At 61.8% G+C, this 21,138-nt stretch carries 6 protein-coding genes; 1 reads left to right on the top strand and 5 read right to left on the bottom strand.

Features of this window, described 5'->3' with window-relative positions:
* Window positions 1-99: 99 nt before the first annotated feature.
* From SGJ19_00415 to SGJ19_00395, 5 genes are all read right to left on the bottom strand, one after another.
* Window positions 100-1,746: a sodium/solute symporter gene (locus SGJ19_00415; protein ID MDZ4778697.1), complete on the bottom strand. Its 1,647-nt coding sequence runs from the start codon at window positions 1,744-1,746 to the stop codon at window positions 100-102.
* 143 nt (window positions 1,747-1,889) lie between these two features.
* Window positions 1,890-4,529: a VWA domain-containing protein gene (locus SGJ19_00410; protein ID MDZ4778696.1), complete on the bottom strand. Its 2,640-nt coding sequence runs from the start codon at window positions 4,527-4,529 to the stop codon at window positions 1,890-1,892.
* An 18-nt stretch (window positions 4,530-4,547) separates the two neighbouring features.
* Window positions 4,548-6,539: a BatA and WFA domain-containing protein gene (locus SGJ19_00405; protein ID MDZ4778695.1), complete on the bottom strand. Its 1,992-nt coding sequence runs from the start codon at window positions 6,537-6,539 to the stop codon at window positions 4,548-4,550.
* A gap of 43 nt (window positions 6,540-6,582) precedes the next feature.
* Window positions 6,583-7,458 carry a DUF58 domain-containing protein gene (locus tag SGJ19_00400; protein MDZ4778694.1) on the bottom strand — a complete coding sequence of 292 codons (876 nt, stop codon included), beginning with the start codon at window positions 7,456-7,458 and terminating at the stop codon, window positions 6,583-6,585.
* Between the two features lie 95 nt (window positions 7,459-7,553).
* Window positions 7,554-8,564, bottom strand: coding sequence for a MoxR family ATPase (locus tag SGJ19_00395; GenBank protein MDZ4778693.1), 1,011 nt, complete (start codon window positions 8,562-8,564; stop codon window positions 7,554-7,556).
* A gap of 226 nt (window positions 8,565-8,790) precedes the next feature.
* Here SGJ19_00395 and SGJ19_00390 point away from each other — a divergent pair, with 226 nt between their 5' ends.
* A complete protein-coding gene (locus tag SGJ19_00390) occupies window positions 8,791-21,075 on the top strand; it encodes a DUF1583 domain-containing protein (protein MDZ4778692.1) in 12,285 nt (4,094 codons plus the stop codon).
* Window positions 21,076-21,138: the final 63 nt, after the last annotated feature.

The following is a 21,138-nucleotide window of genomic DNA, read 5'->3' as shown; positions in this document are numbered from 1 at the left end:
GTCCTCAAACGTATGGCCTACGGCTACCGAGACGACAACTACTTCTTTCTCAAAATCCGCCAGGCTTTCCCCGGAATTGGGTGAAGAACCTTTTTTTTTCTACGCGAAGAACCAAACCATGGCCAGCGTGCAGGCCACCAGCGCGCAGGCCCATAGTTTGTCACGTTGCCACCAGGGCCGAACGTGAACTGGTTCGCTTGGGCGCTCGCGCCGGAAACGCCACCAGGTGTACTGCTCTCGGTCGGCGTCGCGCTCGTGTTGCGTCGAGAAGCTTACGACCAACAACAACCCGTAGCAGGCCAAGGTGGCCAGGCCGGCCCGATGAAAAGCCTGCAGCGAGTGATTAAAGCCGATGCGCGCCGACTGTTCGAACAGGATCGACAGAAACGGACCCGCGAGTATGCAGATGAACGAAGCGGTACGCGTCACCCGGGGCTGTAAGATCCCGGCGACATAGGCGACGATCACGCCTGGCACCAGGTAGGCGTTGAAATCGGCCATGCGGTTGAAGATGCCGCCGCGCGTCTTTCCGAAATAGAGCGAGAGACCAATCGCGAGCGCCACCATCAGCATCATCGAAGCGCGGCCGACCCAAATCAGCCGCATTTCAGAAGCTTCGGGCCGCACGTATTTCTTGTAGATGTCAAAGGTGAATAGCGTGGCCGTCGAGTTCATCATGGAGTCGATCGTCGAAAGAATGCCGGCCACGAGCGCCGCCATCACCAGGCCCACCAGACCATAACCGGACGGCAACAACTCGCGCGTCAGCCCGGCAAACGCCATATCGCTTTCGGTGGCCGGATCAATCGTCAGAATGTAGCCGGCCGCCATGCCGGGCACGATGCACAAAAATGGAATCAACAGTTTGAAAAAGCCGGCCGCGACGGTGCCCATCCGCGCGTCCCAATCGCTGCGGGCGCCGAGCGTACGTTGGACGATGAACTGGTTAGTGCCCCAGTAATAAAGATGCAGCACCATCAGTCCGCTAAGTACGCCGCTCCACGGCAACTCGGGATGGCTGGCTTCGAAGAAGACGTGAAACTTCTCAGGTTGCTTTTCGAGCAAGCCGGAGAGCCCGCCGACGTTGGGATGCCAAATCGCCAAGACGGCGAGCATCCCACTGCCGATCAACAGAAGCACGCTTTGAACGACGTCGTTGAAGATATCGGCCTTCAAGCCGCCGAAGAACGTGTAAGCGGCGGCCACGGCGGCCAGCAGGCAAACGGCAAGTTCATAGCTGATCGCATACGGCGAATCCGCGGTCAGCGTGGCAATGGTCAGCGCGCCCAAGATCATGGTGCCGACCATTTGGATCAGCAGGAACGCCATGTTGGTGACCGAATACACGAGCCGGCTGCGATCGTCGAAGCGGCGGCCAAGATATTCCGAGAGCGTATAGAGCCCCATCCGCCGGTAAAACGGCAGAAAGAAATAACATAACGCCAGCAAGCCGAAGATCGCCCCGAACTCGAAGTTGGCTTGCGCGAAACCCTCTTTCAACCCGGCGCCCATCATGCCGACCATATGGTGCGAACTGATGTTCGTCCCGAAGATCGAACCCGCCACGGCCCACCAGGCGACGGTCTTGCCGGCCAGATAGTAGTCGCCGGTGCTCTTCTCCTTGCGGCCGATCCACATGCCGAACGCCGTAATGCCGATCACGCTGGCCGCCAAGATCAGCACGTCCAGCCATTGCAACGGGATGCTGGACGATTGGGCGAGCAGTATCGGTACGCTTCCAGGCATGGGGCGCTCCAGCCGTTTGAGAGTTCGCGGCCTGAGTGTAGTGTGCCGCGAGGCTCCGCGGAAGTCAGCGCGCGCGTTGGATCCGCCATTGCCTGGTCCGCAAACGCGGCGCGCACTGAATCGCCTGCCCGTCCACTCATAGATCAAACGCCGCGCAAATGCGGCGCGGCGCCCCCCAGCGACCGGAACGGCCAGTGCAGGCTGAAGTCAATCCGGCGCAGCGCTACGTCGAGGATGAAGAGCGCAAGCGCCGAGGACGCCAGAAAGGGCCAAAGTTGCGTGGGACGCGTGACCGTTTGATCCGTCGCAGCAAAGAGCGACTCGGGCGGCGGGGCGTAAGCGCCGCCCGACACGCGGGCGACCGATTTGAGTAGTTGCTCGTTGGTCGGCTTGATGCGCAGCTCATCGCTATAGCCGACCATCAACCCGCGGGACTGCCGGTAGACGACTTGGCCATTTTGCTTAAGCGCAATCTCCAGATGATGCGCACCCTGCCGTGGCGTGGGAAAGCTGGACACGTAACGTCCCGGCGCGGCCTGACGGAGGATTGATTTCTCCCGCTTGAGTTGCGGGTCGATGACCGTAAGTTCGACTTCAGCGCCGTTGAGGAACTGTCCCAGGTCGCTGACGGCGTCGACGGTCAGGTCTGCTGCGCCGCCCTGGCGCTTGGTATCGACCACGATGCCCCGAGCGTCGCTCTTTCGCATCGTCTGACGAATCACTTGCGTCCAGAATTTTCCAAAGCCGGGCCAGGTCATCCACTCGGCGGCCCAACGGCTCTTGGCGTCGGAAGTGAAGGCCGCCGTCATGCCGAGGCCATAGCGCCACCAGGCTAAGAGCGGATCGCCTTTTTCCGTCGCGAGAATCACTTCGCACGTCGGCTTGGGCCGGGTCATCACGTAGCCCAACAGAAACGGGGCGGATTCCATGTCCACTTCGCGCAGGGCGTGCGTGGCGCGAATCACTTGCGGCACGAACGGCTGCTCGTCGATGGCGGATTTGCTGGCCGTGACCGTCTCTTTGGCGAAAATCTGCGGCACCTGCGCCGGATCGGTCGTGGCGTAGTGACGCCCCTTTCCGATGCGCGCGATGCTGTCCAACAGCGTGGTATCCGAGTCCTCACCGACGGCGACCGTCGAGACCGTGATCTTCGCTGAGGTCATCTGCTGAGCGAGTCCCTCGAAATCGCCGGGCGAGGAAACGCCGTCGGTCAAAATGATCACGTGCTTGAGCTTGGCGGGCGTGGACATCAGGATCTCGTTCGCCATCTCCATCGCCGGATACATCGTGGTGCCGCCGCCGGACTCGATGCGGCCGATTTCGTCGCTGATTTTCCCCTTGTTGCTGGCCGATTGCATCTCGCTGATGACGTAGGTATCGCCGTCGAAGGCGAGCACCGCCACCTGGTCCCGATTGCCGAGCAGCTCGGCGGCGCTGCGCGCGGCGGACTTGGCCATTTCGATCTTGTCCCCGTCCATGGAACCAGATTTGTCGATCACCAGCACCATGCCAAGCGAGGGCTTTTCCTTTTCTTTTTCGAAGTCGCTTCGCACCGGCAGAATCTCTTCGAGCGTGCTCTTGTAGTAGCCGCCGAGGCCAAACGATTGCTCGCCGCCGAGCATGATGAAGCCGCCGCCGAGTTCCTGCACGTAGGTCCGCGTGATCTCCATCTGTTGCTGCGTGAGCGCCGTGGCAGGCACGTTGGAGAGCATCAGTAATTCGTAGTTCTGCAGATCCGAGAGCGTCTCCGGCATCCCCTGCGGCGGACGAATGTCCGCTTGAATGCCTTCGTCCTCGAGCGCGTAGGCCAGATCGCGGATCAGGGTCGGGTCGCTCTCGATAATCAGCACGCGAGGTTTGCCCGCGGCGAAGACGAGGCCGGAATCCATGTTGTTATCGAGCAGCGTATCTGTTTTGAGGCCCGAGACTCGCGCGCTGAACGCGGCCAGGCGGTCGCGTTCGATCGATTGCTGAAAGCGAAAGACATTCTCGCCGGCGGTGAGTTTTTTTTGCTCGCTAATCGCTTTGTGGTCGCCGCGAAAGACCTCGATGAGCCCCTCGTCGTCGTGATTGGAGTGGACCGTCACTTCGACATAGAACGGCTCGCCCTCGCGCACTTCCGCCGGCACCTTCACTTCGGACACCTGCACTTCCGGCTCGGAACGCGTCGGCAAGGGCACCGTGGAAATCGGCATGCGGCTCCGCGAGGCCGTGGCGAGCGCGTCGCCGTGCGTTTCATTGCCGTCAGTGAAGACCACGATTCGCGGGACGTAACCCGGCGGCAGATATCCGGCGGCGGCCTCCATCGCGGCGGCCAGATTCGTGCCGTCGCGTAGCGGACTCTTTTCGGTGGAGGGCGCCTTGGCCGCGCCGGGGGATTTGTCTTGCTCGCCCATCAACGACGGCGATTCGCCGTAAATGATGCGTTCGTTCTGCACGATTCCAGGAGCGACGCCGAATGGCAAATAGGCCACGCGATTCGCCCCGGTGTTCCGCAACGCAGCATCGAGGTATTCGTTGACCCTTTTCGCGCCGTCATCGCCGACGCTCAGGCTTTGGTCCGCGAGGATCATCACGAATTGCTCGTCCGTGGGGCGGAGCAAGGTGAACCCGGCCAGGGCCAAGATGACGAGCAACACAATCAGCGAGCGTGTCACCAGCGACACGATGCGCTGCCGGCGCGGGAAATCGCTCAGGCTGCGGACAAAAAACGCGATCAGCACCGGCGCCGCCACGAGGAGCAGTGTCAACAGCCAAGGGCGGGTGAATTCGAAAGGCATCATTAAGCCGACAGATCCAAGTTACGTGATCACACGACGTTGATACAAGAACCACTCGGCCAGAAACAGCGCACAGGCGGCGAACAACAAGTAAAACCAAAGCGGCCGCGCGAGCCAATTCGAGACAACGGACTCCGCTGTGGTCTGTTCGGCCATTTCCCGCGGCGGACGAAGATCACTTTCGCGCGCGCTCGCCAGATTGACTGCCAGCGACATGAGCGGCGTTTCCGCTTCGGAAGCCGACTTTACTACATTCCACACGCCGCATTCGTCTAATGGCCCCACGCTGATGCTGGACGCGGCCTGCGGCGCTTCATTTCTCGATTCCTCGGTGTTCTTTTTTGTCTCGTCGTCAGCGGGCGGAAACAGCGTCTGTTCGCGGCCGCTCGGGGAGCGAAGTAACGGCGCGGAGCGCTCGCCTTGGGATGCGATGTCAAGCTGGACCTCCGCGGTCGATCCCGTGGCGAGGGATTCGCGCAGCTCGCCGGTTTCGCCGGCGTACCACCCTAATGCATTGGCCACCAAGATTGGAAACGCCGTGCGGAAGGCGAGATCGCCACGATCGAGATTGACGGTCAGCACCAGGCATTTGCCGTTGGCGCGCGTCACTTCCGCGTAGATCGCGTCCTTGGAAATCGCGCCGGCGAGCACCTTCGGCGGCGACTTGTACTTGAGCTGCTTCGACTCCGGCATCAGCACGTTATCGAGGCGCACGTAGGTCATGAGCCGAGAAGCGGAATCGAGCTCCGTGACGATGGGATTCTCGATCGTCTCGCCCAGGTCCCAGGCGTCGCAACTCCCGGCTGGGTCGACGACGAGCAGATTTCCAGCGGGCAGCAGCGGCAGCACCTGGCGATGCAGCACCACGAGCGTATCCGCGGGCCATTGATCTGGAAAATCTTTCCGCGTTTCGACGCGCACCAGTGGGTTTGCCTCGAACACCTTCTGCAGGAACAGATTCCCCTCCGTGATCAACAGCACCTTTTGAATTTCGCGTTCCGGGAGCACCGCCCAGGCGGTGTCGTCCGTCGGCAACAAATTGAGCGCGGCCTTCGACTCCGTGGGCTTGTCGCCGCTCGTGCTGGCTGTCGCCGCGACCTGCGTCAGCTTCGCTACGAGCCGTCCACCTTCCAGCGACGATTTTTCCAGCGAGCGGCTCCAGTGTTCTTCCGGCTTGAGCGTCAACGGGAGAATATCGACTGGCAGGCCAGCCAACTCCATTTCCACGCGGCACTTTACTTCCGACGGACCCGCGTTGCGCATGGCGATGAGCACTTCGTAGCCGAGCGGATCGATCAGGCTCCGTCGCACCTGAAACTGCGTGATGCCGACGTTGGCGGCCTCGGTAGCGAACACGCGGTAAGTCACCGGAGCGAGTTTGGTTTCCAGCTTCACTTCCTGGCCGCCCTCCGGTTTGACCATCGCGTCCCAACAGCCATCCGTGACGACCACGACTTCGCCGTGGGGATGCTCGCCGATCAGCTGCCGGCCCAGTTCAATCGCCGACTCTACGTCGGTCGGGTTATCCGAAGGTGCGATTTCCTCGAGCGCTCGTTTGAGCGTTGGCACGTGACCGCTCATGCCAACAACCACTTCGGGGCGCGGTCCAGCCAACACGATCGCCATCTCGTCCTGGAAGCGCAGACCTTCCACGAGCGCCTTGGCGGAGTCGATGGCCGCTTGGAGTCGGGTGGGTGCGATGTCACTTGCGCGCATGCTGGCGGAGTTATCCACCACGACGACGATCCGGCGCGCTTCCAGCAGCTGCCAGGCGAAGAAGGGATCCGCGACGGCAGCCGCCAGGAACGCCACGAGCAACAGTTGCGCGAGTAGCGAAAGCAGATGACGCAAGTATTGCCAGATCGAGCGTGGCGGCTTCTCGTCGTAAATCTGCTTCCAAAATAGGTTCGTCGAGACCGGCAGCCGGCGCAGACGCAGTTTCAGAATGTAAAAGACGATGATCGGCCCGGCGGCCAGCGCGAGAAACCAGGCGATAGGATTGGCGAATGACATGGCGAACGACGCACGGCCTCAGTGTTTCAGTGTTCCAATCCGTTCAACCCAACTGCCCTGCCTCGCGCATCATCTTCAAGATCAAGTCATCGAAACGCACTGTCGACAGCGTCTGCGTGCAACCGAGTCCGTACCCGCGACAATAGTCTCGCACCGCAGACTGATGTTCCGCAAAGAGCTGCTTGTAGACGCGGACGTTTTTCTCAGTGACGGTCACTTTTCGCAGCGAGTTGGTCTCCACGTCCACCAGCTCCACGTCCCCCAGGATCATGGGATCGGCCTCGCGAGGGTCGTAAAGCTGCAGCACGTGACCGTCGAAGCGACGGAACCGCATCTGGTCCAGCCCGTTCTGAAAGCCATGCTCATCAAAGAGATCGCTGATCACGACGACCAGCCCAGTACGACGCCCTCGCTGCAGCAGGCCCTGCGCGGCTCGGACGAGGTTCGTATCTTCGCCGGCGACTTCGAGCCCTTCCAGGAATTTCATCAGTGGCAGTATTCGCGCTTTGCCCCGGGTCAGCGGAAACTCCTTGAGAATGCCGTCCGCGAACGCCAGCACCGCCACGCGATCCAGATCCGCTAAGGCGATGTACGCGAGCGCCGCCGTCAAATGTCGCGCGAGGGTGAACTTCGGCGGATCGCCATAACCCATGCTGCGGGAGCAATCGAGCAGGATGTATACGTGGAGATCCTGCTCTTCCTGAAATCGCTTGAGGAGCAAGTCGCCGTGCCGTGCGTAGACGTTCCAATCCAGGTAGCGAAAGTCGTCCCCCGCGGCGTACTCCCGATGGTCCGAAAACTCGATCCCCGATCCCATCTGCATCGTGCGCCGCTGCGCCAACAACGAACCACGAAACACCCGCTTCGAAATAATCGAAAGGTATTCGAGTCGCGTGAGAAAATCGTTCGGAAATAACATATCGATGCGGATCGGCGTTAAATCAACTCGATAGTGTGTTGTTCTTCAAACCGCGGAGGCGCGGAGTAACAATGGTAAGGAGTGCTTTGCGAACGTCACGCCGCCGCGAGCGCGTCTTCGGACAGTTTTTCGATGATCTGACGGATGACATCGTCCGTGCCTACTCCTTCGGCCTGGCCTTCGAAGTTGAGGATCAACCGATGACGCAGCACGGGGTAGGCCATCGTGCGGAGGTCTTCGCGGGCGACGTGATAGCGGTTGTCCAAAATGGCGCGGATCTTGGCGCCCAGGATCATCGACTGCAAGCCACGCGGGCTGGCGCCATACCGGACGTATTGCCGCGTGGCGCCGGTGGCGAGGGCGTGTTCGGGATGCGTGGCCAGCACCAGCGCGATGCCGTAGCGGCGCACTTCGTCGGCAATCGGGATTTGCCTAGAGAGCTTGGCCATCTCCAAAATGCGTGCGCCGGCGAGGACCGCCTCGGCGCGGGGGTTTTCCGACTCCGTGGTGCGATCGAGAATCGATTCCAGGTCCGCGGCGCTGGGGTACTTCACGAGCAGTTTGCAGAAAAACCGGTCTAACTGCGCTTCTGGAAGCGGATAGGTTCCTTCCATCTCCAATGGATTTTGCGTGGCCATCACAAAGAACGGTTCACTCAGCTTGTGCGTGATCCCCGCGACGGTGACCGAGTGCTCTTGCATCGATTCCAGCAAGGCGGACTGCGTTTTCGGCGTCGCCCGATTAATTTCATCCGCCAAGAGCACATTCGTGAATAGCGGACCCTGCTGGAACTCAAACACCTTGCGCCCTTCGGGCGTTTCCAGCACGATATTGGTGCCGATCAAGTCCGCCGGCATCAGGTCGGGCGTGAACTGGATGCGATGAAACTGCAAATCGAGCGCATCGGCCAGCGTGCGGACGGTCAGGGTTTTCCCCAGCCCCGGCACGCCTTCCAAGAGTACGTGTCCGCCGGCGATGAGCGCGACCAAAGTGTCGTCCAGGATTTCACGCTGGCCGACGATCACTTTGCCAATCTCCGCGCGCAGTCGGGCGAAATCGTGGCGAAACTGATCGAGTTGCTGCTTCAGTTCCTCGCTGACACTCATCGGCGCCTCGCTCGAGTACGTTGGTTCGCTACTCCTACGCGATTCAGTCGCGTGTGGGTCGTTCAAGGCGGATTGTGGGGCAAAGAATACGCGGTGTCTAGCTTTTGCTATCGTAATTTGGTTAGTATTTCCAGAACGAGCCCGGAACTAAAATCGATTTGCCGATCCGCTCCTGCAAACCAAATGGGGCCGGATTACGTCTATCCCTCCGTGGAGGACCCTGGTTATGGCGCATATCGAATGGCGTGGTTTTCTTGCGGCGTTGTTCGGCCTGGCTTTCGCCCTGGCGGCTCCGTCCATTTCGGTTCGCATGGCGATTTCCCAGGAACCGGCTGCTGCCGAACCCTCTGAGGAGGAGGCGCAGCAAATCGCCGTGGCCCAGCGTTTTCTGACGGTACTCGAGAAAACGCCGCGCCGCGGTACCGCGCTAGATCGCGTCTATGGTCATCATGTCGAGTTCGGCACGCTGGATGCATTTCTTGCTAAGCTCCGCGAGCGGGTCCAGGCCGCGCCGAACGACTCCGCGGGCTGGATGCTGCTCGGACTCTTCGAATCCCAACGCGGCGAAGACGCCAACGCCGCGGATGCGTTCCGCAGCGCCGAAGCATTGCGCGCCGAGGACGCCCTGGCCTCGTATTACTTGGGACAATCGTTGCTGCAGGTCGGTGAACCGGAGAACGCGGTCCAGGCATTCGAACGGGCGATCACCCGCAAGCCCCCTCGCAACGACCTCTTGGAGATCTTTCAGCAACTTGGCCGCGTGCACCAACGCGCGCAGCGTTCGGCCGAGGCGATGCAGGTCTGGGAACGGCTCGAAGCGCTCTTTCCAGACGATCCCCGCGTGCAGGAGCAGATCGCCGTGACGCTCGTCGAGGAAGGGGAATATAAGCAAGCGCTGCCGCGCTTCGAAAAACTCGCCGGCATGGTAGAAGACGATTATCGCCGCACGATGTTCCGCATTCAGGCGGCGGACTTGAAAATCCGTGAAGGCCAAAAAGACGAGGGCGTGGCGAGTCTCGAAGCGCTCCTGGCGGACTTGAATCCGGAAAGCTGGCTCCACCGCGACGTGCGGCGACGGATCGAAGACGTGTTCCTCCGCGCCGGCGATCAGGACGGCCTGGTGAAGTACTACGAGCGCTGGATCGCAGCGCATGTGGAAGACGTGGATAGCATGGCCCGACTGGCCAACTTCCTGGCCTCCTCCGCGCGCGTGCCGGAGGCGTCCACTTGGATGGAAAAGGCGATCAAGCTCGCCCCCACGCGGACCGAACTGCGCAAAACGTTTATCGACCAACTTGTCGACGATCAGCGCTACGCCGACGCCGTGAAGCAGTACGCGCTGCTCGTGGAATCGGCTCCCGGCAACGTCGACTTCCTGCGCGAATGGGGCAAGTTAGTCGTTCGCGACAAGGAGCAGCCGCCGGACGCCCGCACGACGGAAGCGACGCGCATCTGGCGGATGATCCTCGAGGCCCATCCCAAGGACGCGCCGACAGTCGCCCAAGTCGCCGACCTGTTCCGCCAGGCGAACATCAACGACGAGGCGATCGCCCTCTACCAACAGGCGGTGGAACTCGCGCCAGAGGACCCGCAATATCGCGAATATTTGGGCGAGTACTACCACATTCTCAAGCGCTCCGACGAGGCCCTGGCGACGTGGCAGGAGATCGTCGCCGGATCTCGGCGGACCGCCGTCAACGTGGCGCGACTGGCGGAGATTTACAACAGCTTCGGTTACCTCGACCAGGCGGTCGAGCAGATTGCCGACGCCTGCCAGTTGGACGCCAAGGATTTCAGCTTGCAGCTCAAAGGCGCCGAGTTGCATGCCCGCGCCGGGAGATTTGATGAGGCGCTCACGTATATCGGCGCTGCGGAATCACTCGCCGCGAACACGGATGAACAGGACGCCGTGATTCAACAGCGGATTGAAGTCTATCAAGCGGGCGATCGGCTGGATGACGAGACCGCGAAGCTCGCGGCCCAAGTGACCGCGGATTCGGCAGCGACGGCCGCCGCCTGGCATCTGCTGACGCGCTATTACGAAGCCGATCGACGCTGGACAGACGCCGCGGAAGCGGTCGAACAAGCGCTGGCCAAGGACGCGAAGTCGATTCCGGCGCTCGGCGCCGCGGCACGGATCGCCGAACAATCCGGCGATTTCGCCCGAGCGGCGGAAAAGAATCGGCAACTCGCGGACGTCGACCGGCGTTCGCGGGGCGACTACCTGATGAACGTGGCGCGCCTCGAGGCGCAGCTTGGCCGCAAGGACGAGGCGCTCCAAGCGGGCAAGGATTTGATTGTCTCCGCCCCTGGCAATACGGAGAACTACGAGTTCTACGCACAGCTTTGCTTTCAACTGGGCAACGCGGAGGAAGGGCTGGACACGCTCCGCAAGGCGGTCCGGATCAATCCCACGGAGCCGCACCTGATTATGGCGCTCGGCGCGGCGCTCTCGGAACAATTCCGCGCGGACGAAGCGATCGAAGTGTACTGGCGAGCCTTCGAAAAGTCCGAGGAAATTGAGGACAAGGTCTCACTGACCACGAAGCTGACCGAGTTGTACTTGCTCAGCAATCAGTTCGAAAAACTAATCGAGCGCTTCGAACGCGACCGCCGCGAGGACGAGCAGCGGCGCGAAATCACGATTTGCCTGGCCCAGGCGCATCACACCTCGGGCGATTACGGCACGGCGCGGCAGGAACTGGAGAGTCTGCTCAGCGAAGACACGCGCGATACGAATCTCTTGCAGCAACTGTCCAAGCTCTGCGAGGAGAGCGCCGATCCGGACGCGGCGGTCGAATATCAACGGCAACTGGTGGCGATCGCGCCCGGCCATGAGACGGAATTTCGCCTGGCGAACCTACTGCAGGCGCGCGGGGATCGGGACGAGGCCACCGAAATCTTCGTCAAGCTCACGCGCCGTGAGGAAAACAAGGAGCGACTGCTGAAGAGCCTCGACTCCTTGTTGGCGCAAGGCGCCTACGAAAGCGTGCTGGCGATCACCGAGCCGCTGTTGAGCGAACAACGCGACGACTGGGAATTGCTCTACCGCGAAGGCCTGGCCTGGCACTCGCTGGAAAAGAGTGACGAGGCGCTGGCGCGGTTCGAGCGACTGTTGTCGCTCAAAGTCGCGCATGACGCGCTCGGGGCCGCCGCGGAAGAACGATTGAAACAAGCGCAGGCCAAAGCCCGCTCGGAGAATATCCGCGGCATTCGCACGACGGCGCCCAAGCGGCAATCGCCGTTGGAGATGTTGGGCAATTCATCGCAAGTCCGGTCGGCGGTGGGATTGGACCCGGATCGCGGCTACTACTCGGGTGCGTCGCAGCCGCGCACTTGGACGCCAGAGGCATACGGCGTGGCGCGGATGGCGGCCTACGGCTGGCTGCTGAAGTACCAGGAGGACGCGCTGGCGGCCGCCACGACCGAGGAGTCGAGCGCCTCGACGGACGCCAAACCATCGGTGATTGATGAGCTAACGACCCGCGCCGCCGCGGCGGATGCGAGCCAAGAAACGATTTACGATTGGTTGTACGTCGAGCAATTGCGCAACAACTACGACTCCGTGTACAAGACCTCCGTGCGCCTCGCCAAGGCCGGCGGCGATGAAGCGGAGCGATTCTTCCTGAGCTCGCTGCGATTGCGCGCCGTTGATCCCAATTCACGGCAGGTTCGCCAGTCGGGACAAGAGGCGCCAAAGAAGCCGCCGCTCAGCGAAGAAGATCTGACGCTGATGCTGACTTGCTATCAGCACCTGGTCAAAAATGACGAATCGGACGAGATTTCGAACGCGCTGATGGGAGGCCAGATTGCGTATGGCTCGAACGGACAGATGTACGTCAACATCGGCGGGTCTTACGTGATGGTTTCGGGCAACTCCATGGCGAGCGGTTACCTCGGCATCGTCATGGAGGAACTGAAGTTGGCTGGCCGCGAGGATCAAGCCAATGCGATGATGGAAGAACGCGTTGCCAAGAGCGCGAACGGCGGCGCGTTGGCCGGGACCATGCAATTGCTCCAGTCCCAGGAGCAATACGAGCGGCTGCCGGACGTGTATCAAAAATGGATCGCAGCGGCGCGAGCGGAGATCGCTCAGGGCTCCACGGTCGCCCCGGCGCGCGGCGGACGGGGTGGCGCTAGTGCCGGTCCGCAGGTTCTCGGTCGCGCGACGAATCTGATCGTGCAATGGATGGGGCAACTGGGGCCCGAGGAAGAACACGCGAAAATCTTGGGCATCCTGGACGGCGCGCTCGATCTGGCCGTGGCGGAAGGGCAACAGCGGATCGCGCAACGGAAGTCCAATTCGCGCACGCCGACCGTCTCGCAGAATTCCTCCAATCAATGGCAACTCAAGTACGGCAAAGAAAGCTTTTACGCGGAGGTTCCGTATCCGCCCACCAACCTTTACGTCGAACAATCCGCGCTGATGATCCTCCGCGAGGCGTATGAGGTCTTCCAACGCAACGATGTGCTCAGCGATTTGTCGGATCGATTGCGGCAGCGTGTCGCCCAGGCGGATCCGCAAGCCAAGCTGTACGAGCAACTGATGCTCGGCTACATGCTGTGGTGGATGGAGGAGCAGGACGACGCCCTCGAGCAACTCCGCGCGGCCAGCGATCAGCTTTCCAACGATCCGCTGATGCGCCTGGAGTTGGCGTCCCTGTACTCGCTGCGCGGCGACTTCGACGACGCGCTGACGATCGTCGATTCGATCACGCCGCGCGATCAACAACTGGTGCAGCGGCGCGAGCAAATGGCGTTGCAACTCGCTGAACGCGTGGGCGACGTGGAACGAGCGCGGAAATCCGCCGAACGGCTCTTCGGATTGCGGCTCGATAACGACGCGCAACTGGCGCTCGTGGAACAAATGCGGCGCCTGGGGCTGCATGATATGGCCGAGGCGATTCTCGGCCGCGTGCATCGCCGCGCCGGCAATCAGACTTCATCCCTGGCCTCGCTGATGTCGCTCTATCAGGGGCAGGGCAAAACCGAGCTCGCGCAGCAGATCGCCCATACGATCCTGCGCCGCACGTCGCCGCCCTTGTCTTCGCAAACGACGGGGATGAACCCCATGCGCTACCGCACTTCCGATAGCGGAACGCGGACTCAGGCGCTCTCTGTGCTGTCGCAAACAGGCGCGTTGCCGGCGTTGATTGATCGGCTGGAAACGCAGCTGGCCAAGTCGCCCGAGTCGCCGCGGCTCTACGATCAGTTGATCGAGCTTTATCAGGCGTCGAACAACCGCGACAAGATGCAGGAGCTGCTGGAAAAGGCCGTCGCGGCCCGTCCCAAGGCGGTCGCGCTGCGCTATCAACTGGCGCAACAATTGGATCGCGCCGGCAAGGCGACCGAGGCCTGCGACCAATACCTGGAAATCCTCAAGGAACGCCCTGAATGGATCGCGGACGAACTCTACAACATTCGCCGCACGTTCGATCGTTGCCAACGCACGCTGGAGTTGGTCAAGGCGTTCGAAACGATGAACCTCAAGTCGTTCCGGCAACCGTACTACATCATCAACCTCGCCTCGGAATTGATGCAGGACGAAAAGAACGCGGATCTCGCGGCCAATCTGCTGGAGCGCGTCTATCAGGATCTGCCAAGCTATCGCGGCCAGCTGATCACGCAGATCCACAATCCGCAGTTGTGGAAGCATCCGCGCATCTACCAGCTGGGCAAACGCGGCATCTTGCCGACGAAAGAAGAAGTGGCCTCGGCCCCCTGGTTCGGCATTGGCGAGATCACTTCCTACAGCGGCAACGGCCAGGCGAATGGCGCGTTCCAGCAGTTGCTGGAAGGCATCCAAGGCACCGATCATGTCCAGGACATGCGCAAGTCGATTGAGGCTGCGCTCGGCGAGTCTCCTAACTGGTACGGCGGCCAGGCTCTGCTGGCCTTGATGGATATCAAGGAGGGCCAGGCGGAAACGGCCAAAGCGAAGTTGGAGAAACTCCTGAGCGACGAGGAACTCGTGAAGGACATGCCACCCGCCGCCTGCTGGTTGCTCGGGCAGGAGTTGGACGCCTTTCAGGACACGCGCCCGTTGGCCCTGCGATTGCTGGAGCGAGCGGCGACGGAACAACAGTCCATGCAGCAAATTCAGTATTCTCCCGTGGCGCGGCTGTTGAAGCTCTACGTCGATTTGGGCCGCCAGGACGACGCCCGCGCCCTGATGGTCAAGCAGTTGGCGGGGCAGAACTTCAGTCGCTACGACGCGCAGTATTCTTCTTATCAGCGCGTGGAGAACTCCGTGTGGGCCGGCGACAAGATGCTGGAATTGGGCTTCCCGGTCGAGGCGGTGAAGATTTACCAGGGCGTGAGCGACGATCCTGCCGCTTTGACTGCCGCCGCGCAGTGGAACGGTCGAGGCGAAAACTACTTTCAGTCGCAAGTCAAGAACGGCCTCAGCAAGGCCTTCGCATCGCTCGATGAATCGAACGCCAGCGAGGCGATGGCGCAATTGCTAACCGTCAACGAGAAAATGGCCTCCGACCGTGGGGCGCTCGATCTCATGGTGTCGGTCCCAGATGTGGCAGGATTGCGCGATCAATCCATGGCCAGCCCGCTCACGACGTTGCTGCAATCGATCGCGCAGCAGGAAAAACTGAAGACGAGCATTGGCGATCGCCTGCGCGAACTGCGTGCCCAGCATCCCACGGACGTTTCAATCGGCATCACGCTCGCGGCGTTCGAGCAAGGAACGAAGAGCGGCGCGGCAGGCGAAGCACTGCGGGAACTGGATGTGCTGGTGGCCGGGCAGCCGCTCGTGGAAGTGCCCGAAGGACGCCGGCCGAATTCCCGGCAGCGGCGCGAAGCGCTGTTGTCCGTGCCATTGTGGCTAGTCGCCCGGGAGTGCCTGACCACGCCAGAGTATGCGGAAATCGGCGAGCGCCTCGCCGCGCGCTCGCTGGATGCCGCGCGGCGCCAGGTGGATAGAAAATACCTGGTGGCGATTCTCTACGACTGGGGGCAGCGTTCGCTCGCCCAAGGGAACCGCGCACAGGCCGAGCAGAAATGGTCCGAGTTATTAGAACTGGTCACGGTACGCCCCCAGCGCAAAGCGCAGACAGAAGAGTCGGCCCCCCATGCGCTGCCACAGCGCGTCCGGCCGGCGGCGCGCGCGCCGAAACGCCCGATGTCTCGCTGGAACTCGGCCGGCATGGGCGCCGTGGCGCTCGTGTCGTTGCTCTATCAGGACGCGCCGCCCACGGGAGTCGAGGAAGCAGTCGCCGCGGATGCCGTTCCACCGCTGACCAATTCGCAATTCCAAGTGGCGATGGAGATTGCCATGGTTTCCGCGGAAAACGGCCTGCCGGAGCTTTCCCGCAAGGCGGTCCGCGCTGCGATGCTCGGCGGTCTGCCGGTGCCGGATCCCGCAGCAGACCCCGTCGCTCAAGTTGGCGCCCGCCGTCGCATCATCCGGAGTTCCCCCTATGGCATGGCGGCGGAGGAAGCGAGCGGCGACGCAGTGGAAGTCGCGGAGATGCTGAAGCGCGTGCTCGACAAATGGACCGGCGACGCCTATCCGCCGCTGGAAGTCTACGAATTGCTGCACCCGATCGTGCTGCCAGCGGCGCGCGCGACCGAGATCCTGTTGTTCGCCGATTCGTCCAAACTGCAGGACGCCGAGTCGAAGAGCCTTGCCGCAACGCTGGTGCAATGGGCTAAACGGGCGGATCGACTCGACGATCTGCACGGCCGCGTCGAGGCGCGGAAGGCGAACGCCGCAATGCTCGTGCCGGCGCTCGTCTTGCAGATTCAAATTGCTTTGGCCCGTGACAAACTGGACGACGCGCATCTGCAGCTGCTGGAATTGGACCAAGCGCTCAGCCAGGGCCCGCTGCCGCAACAACTGCAATTAGCCTGCCATGCGGCGATTCCCGCCTCGGAGCGCGAGGCCTTAAAGGACGCGGCCTTCGCGATCTTGAAGCGAGCCGTGCAGGGCCAAACCCAAGACGCCGGGAATGGCGACGGTTTGTCCCCACTGGGTGACTTGGCAGTCCGTGTGAACAAGCATTTCGCCAGCAAGCCTGAGGAAGTGAAAGCCTTCTACGAGCAATACCTGCTCGGCAGGCAGACGCAATACTCGCAATACGACGGCGACTACGGCCAATACATCCAGTGGAACGACTACGCCAGCATCGCGCAGGCGGCCGCCGAGAGCGGGTTGACCGAGATCGCGCTCGATTACATCGGGCGGGTGATGGACTACAACCATCCAGAACACTCCCGCCCCAACGTGACCTTGCCGCTGGCCGTGGTGTGCCGCGATCTGAACAAGCTCGCGCCGGAGGAACGCTACGAGGCGTGGCGCAAGTGGACGCTGCCCCAGGCAGGGCGCCAGACCGTTCGCCTCACCGCGGAATGGGTACGCCCGGTCGATGTGCCGAAGGTGTTTCTTTCGCCCGCTGCGCAACAGGCGAAATACCATGGCGGGGAACTGATCTCCAATTTCGACGAGTTGCTTAACGCGGCACACGAAGTAGGGAAGCTGACCGAGGTGCGTGATCAGGCCGCGCAGGCCCGCGAACAAAAACTGGCCAACGCGAACACGCTCTGGCTGATGACGCTGATCCGACTTGGCGAGATTGCGGTCGCCGAGCCGGCGATCCAGGAGACGATTCGCGAAGTCGCGAAGCAGGACGACAAACCGGCGGAGCAACTCTGGGCGGATTATCTGCTGTACCGGGCGTGTATGCAGTCCCCCCAGTTTGCTCCCGTCTACGGCCCGCGTCGCATGGAGCTCACCAAGGCCATCCGTGAGCGCTATCTGCATCACCTGTTGGAGCATATCGAATACGACTTCGCCGAGCGGACCGCGCAGGATACCGGCACGACGATCCAACCAGGCGATCAGACGCTCGAACATTGGCGTCCGGCTTCCACCCTGAACCATCCGCAGACGCTGATTCAACCCTGGTGGGTCGCGCACGAAGGGCAGCTCACGCATTTGTGCGGTTCCGGCAAAGACATCCTGGCGTTCCGCTATCCGCTCGCCGGCGACTTTACGTTCTCGGTGGATTGTTACAAATCCGGCTGGAAGGAATCGGATGCCGGTTACGGCGGCATCATCGTCGAAGCGCTGCAGGCGGGTTCGAATTCGTCCGTCTGGTCCGTCGGCAATCACGACACGATCCACTTCGAGGGACCGCTCGCACGCAATCTGGACGGTTTCAACCATGTCGAGATCCGCGTGCAGGACGGCGTGATGCAGTACGTGGTGAACAATCACGTCAACTACGAAGAGGCTGCCGGGACGACCAGTCCCTGGCTGCTGCTGTACACCGATCGTCCGCGCGTGACCGCGTTCAAGAATCTCAAGATCACAGGCAGCCCGGTCATTCCGCGCGAAGTGAAACTGATCTCCGGAGACCGGATGGATGGCTGGAACGCCTCGAACTATTACGAACAGCAGCCGCCCAAGCGCCAGATCGCACAAGCGGCGCTAATCGATCGCGACCCAGACGTTTATTACCAGGATGAGATTCCCACGGAATTCGATTGGCTGGCCAAGGATGGTGTTCTGCACGGCGAGGCCCAAGACTTGCCGGACGATGCGCAGAGTTGGATTTACTACCACCGTCCGTTGCAGGACGGCGAAACCATTCGCTACGAGTTTCATTACGTCCCGGGGCAGTCGTCCGCGTTTCCGACGATCGGGCACTTGGCAATGATGCTTCACCCCGACGGCGTCGACGCGCATTGGGTCTCTGATCCCACTTGGGACGCGGCACTTTTCGACTTGCAACAAGCGCAGGAGGCGGTCGAACCGGAGTATCGCCGCGGACCTACGAAGTTGCCGCTCAAAGCAAACGACTGGAACCAGGTCGAAACCACGATCCGAGGGGATACGGTGATCGTCTCGCTCAACGGCACGGTCGTCTACGAACGTCCGTTGGAGCCTTCAATTGTCCGCACGTTCGGCCTCTTCCGCCGCCGCAATCAATCGTCGCAAGTGCGCGACGTCACGCTGACCGGTCCCTGGCCCGAAACGCTAACGCCGGAAATCGCGGAGAACTTGCTCGCGGCGCGGCCGACGGAAAACGTGGCCGACGAACGCTTGCTGCAGGACATCATCGGAGAGTTCGCACAATTGCATCGCCCGGCCGAATTGCTGGCGGAGACGAAGTCGCTTGCGGATGCGGAAGCATATGTGCGACTGCGGGATTGGGTGCTACCCACGCCGGCTCGCGACAATTTCCGCCTGTACTTTGAGCGCCGACCCATCGCGGCGCGCCCGTCGATCGACGATGCGATCATTTGCCCGGCGATCGAGTTGACCCGTCTCGCCGAGCGCCTAGGCAAACTTCCGGAACTGCGGCAATCGGTCGACGACGTCACGGCGCGGGGCCGAAAGGCCGAGCATGAAAAGCTCGCCATGGCGGCCCTGGTGGCGCTCGAGTCCGGCGATCTCCAGGGGTTACCCGCGAAGCTGGCACAGCTCGACGCAATGATCGAGGCGATTCCCAAGGAGAGCTCGCTCGGCGAGCGGATGGCCGACTACGTCGTCATTTGGCGGGCGATGCAAGCGCCGGCGTTCCGACTCGCGGCCTACGATCTCGCCATCAAGCTGCAATCGCGAGAACGGGAAGGCGGCGCCTCCTCGGGTAGTGAAGACTGGCACCGCCAGCTCGACGGCCTCGCCGGCGACACGGAACGAATGCTTGCCGGCACGGAACCGGAGCAAGACGCTACCGGTACTGCCGCGCGGCAATGGCGCGAAGTGCCGTACTGGAAGCCGGACTTGCGCGGCAAGGGATTCCGCGCCTCGAGCTGGCGGCTGATGCGCGGCGCGGCGCAACATGTGGCCGGCGAGAACTACTCGCAACTCTATTTCCAGTCGCCGCTGCGCGGGAAGTTCGAAATCCAGGTGGAACGCCCGCTCCATAGCTGGCGCGAGGCGATCTTGGCCTACGGCATGCTCGCCGCCGATGCACGGTACGACCTCAAGGCTAAACGCGTGATCAGCGTGCTGCACGGCTTCAACGACGTGGACAAGGAACTGAATATTCCGCAATCCGGTTGGCTGGCGCAGTGCCGCATTGCCGTCGACAAACACAAGATCAGCACGTACATCAACGACGTGCTTATCCACGAAGAAACGCTGGCCGCGCCGGCCGATCCGTGGGTCGTGTTGCGAGCGTTCTCGCCCGGCCTGCGAACTACCGTGCATAACTTGCGCATTGTCGGCGAGCCGGAAATCCCCGAGGCCATTGATTTGATCGCGATCGAACGCTGGCAAGGGTGGCGAGCGGACATGTTCCACGAGGCGTTTTCCCTCAGCGCGGAAACCGATGAGGCAGCGTGGCGCAAGAGCGGCGATGAAATCGTCGGCGTCCTGAACGAAGCGCGCGGCGTCCTACCGCGCGAAAGTCTGTTGATGTACCAGCGGCCGCTGCTGGAGGACGGCGTGATTGAGTTCGAGTCCTATTTCACTCCCGGCGAATGCATCGTCCACCCGGCCATCGGGCGCGTGGCCTTCCTGGTCCGTCCGGACGGCGTGAAGCTGCACCACCTGACGGACGCGGAGTGGGAAACGACCGGGCTCTCGCCGGTGAACGAGTCGCCGCTGGAAGCGTCCGCCGCTTCGGTGGCCCTCAAAGAAAACGACTGGAACCAGTTCCGCCTGCAGGTCGAAGGGGACCTCGCCACGCTCAGCGTGAACGGCGCGGAGGTGGCGAAGTACGAATTAAAGGAAACGCCGAACGAGCGGTTCTTCGGCCTGTTCCGTTATGCGGATCAGGATAAGTCTCGCGTCCGCAAGCTGATCTATCGCGGCGACTGGCCGAAACAATCGCCGGCGTTGGCGGACCAGGAACTCGCTTACGGGCCGTCCGGCGCGTTGCCCCTCGCCGAGTTGAAAGGCGAAACGCTCGAACTGAATCTCACGAAGCCGCTGGGCGAGTTGGCCGCGGTGGGTGTCTTTCCGATGGGGCCGGCCGAGCGCATCACGACCACGCCCGAGGGCGCCCGGCTCGAGCTGCATGGCGCCGCGAACTACGAGGGTTGGCCGGGCCTGATCTTCAAACAACCGACGTCCGGTGACTTCGACATCACGTTCGATTTTTCCCAACTCGTGCTGGGCAAGGTCGGCGAGGGCTGGGGAAACGGGATGTCATTCAAGGTCGTCTTCGACGTCCCGGACCAGTGGGCGGAAGTCGGGGTCTACTTGGATGGCGCCGGCCAGGAGCAATTGCGCACCACTTTCGCGCACAAACAAGTCAACGGCGCCATGACGCAAGACAGCCGCAACTCGAACGGACACTACGAGTCCGGTCGGCTGCGCTTAGTCCGACAGGGAACCCTGTTGCACTGTCTGTTCGCGATGCAGGATTCTGAGGACTTCCGCATCTTGGAAACGTTTGTCGTCGGCGCCGCCCCGGTCGCGGAGTTTAAGCTGGAGAACGTCTCGTCCGACGCGGTGGGGGCGGTCGACGTCGTGGCCGGCAAAGTGACCCTGGTTCGCCCAGCTACGCGTGCAGCAACGGCTATCGAGACGCCGAAACCGTAGAAAACGACAAGAATCCCGGAAACGCATCTATGGACGTCGATCGGACGCCGTTACAATCGCCGA

It is taken from the genome of Planctomycetia bacterium, assembly GCA_034440135.1.
Lineage (GTDB): Bacteria > Planctomycetota > Planctomycetia > Pirellulales > JALHLM01 > JALHLM01.
The sequence above is the reverse complement of the archived record's forward strand: the minus strand, read 5'-3'. Positions and strand labels throughout refer to the sequence as shown.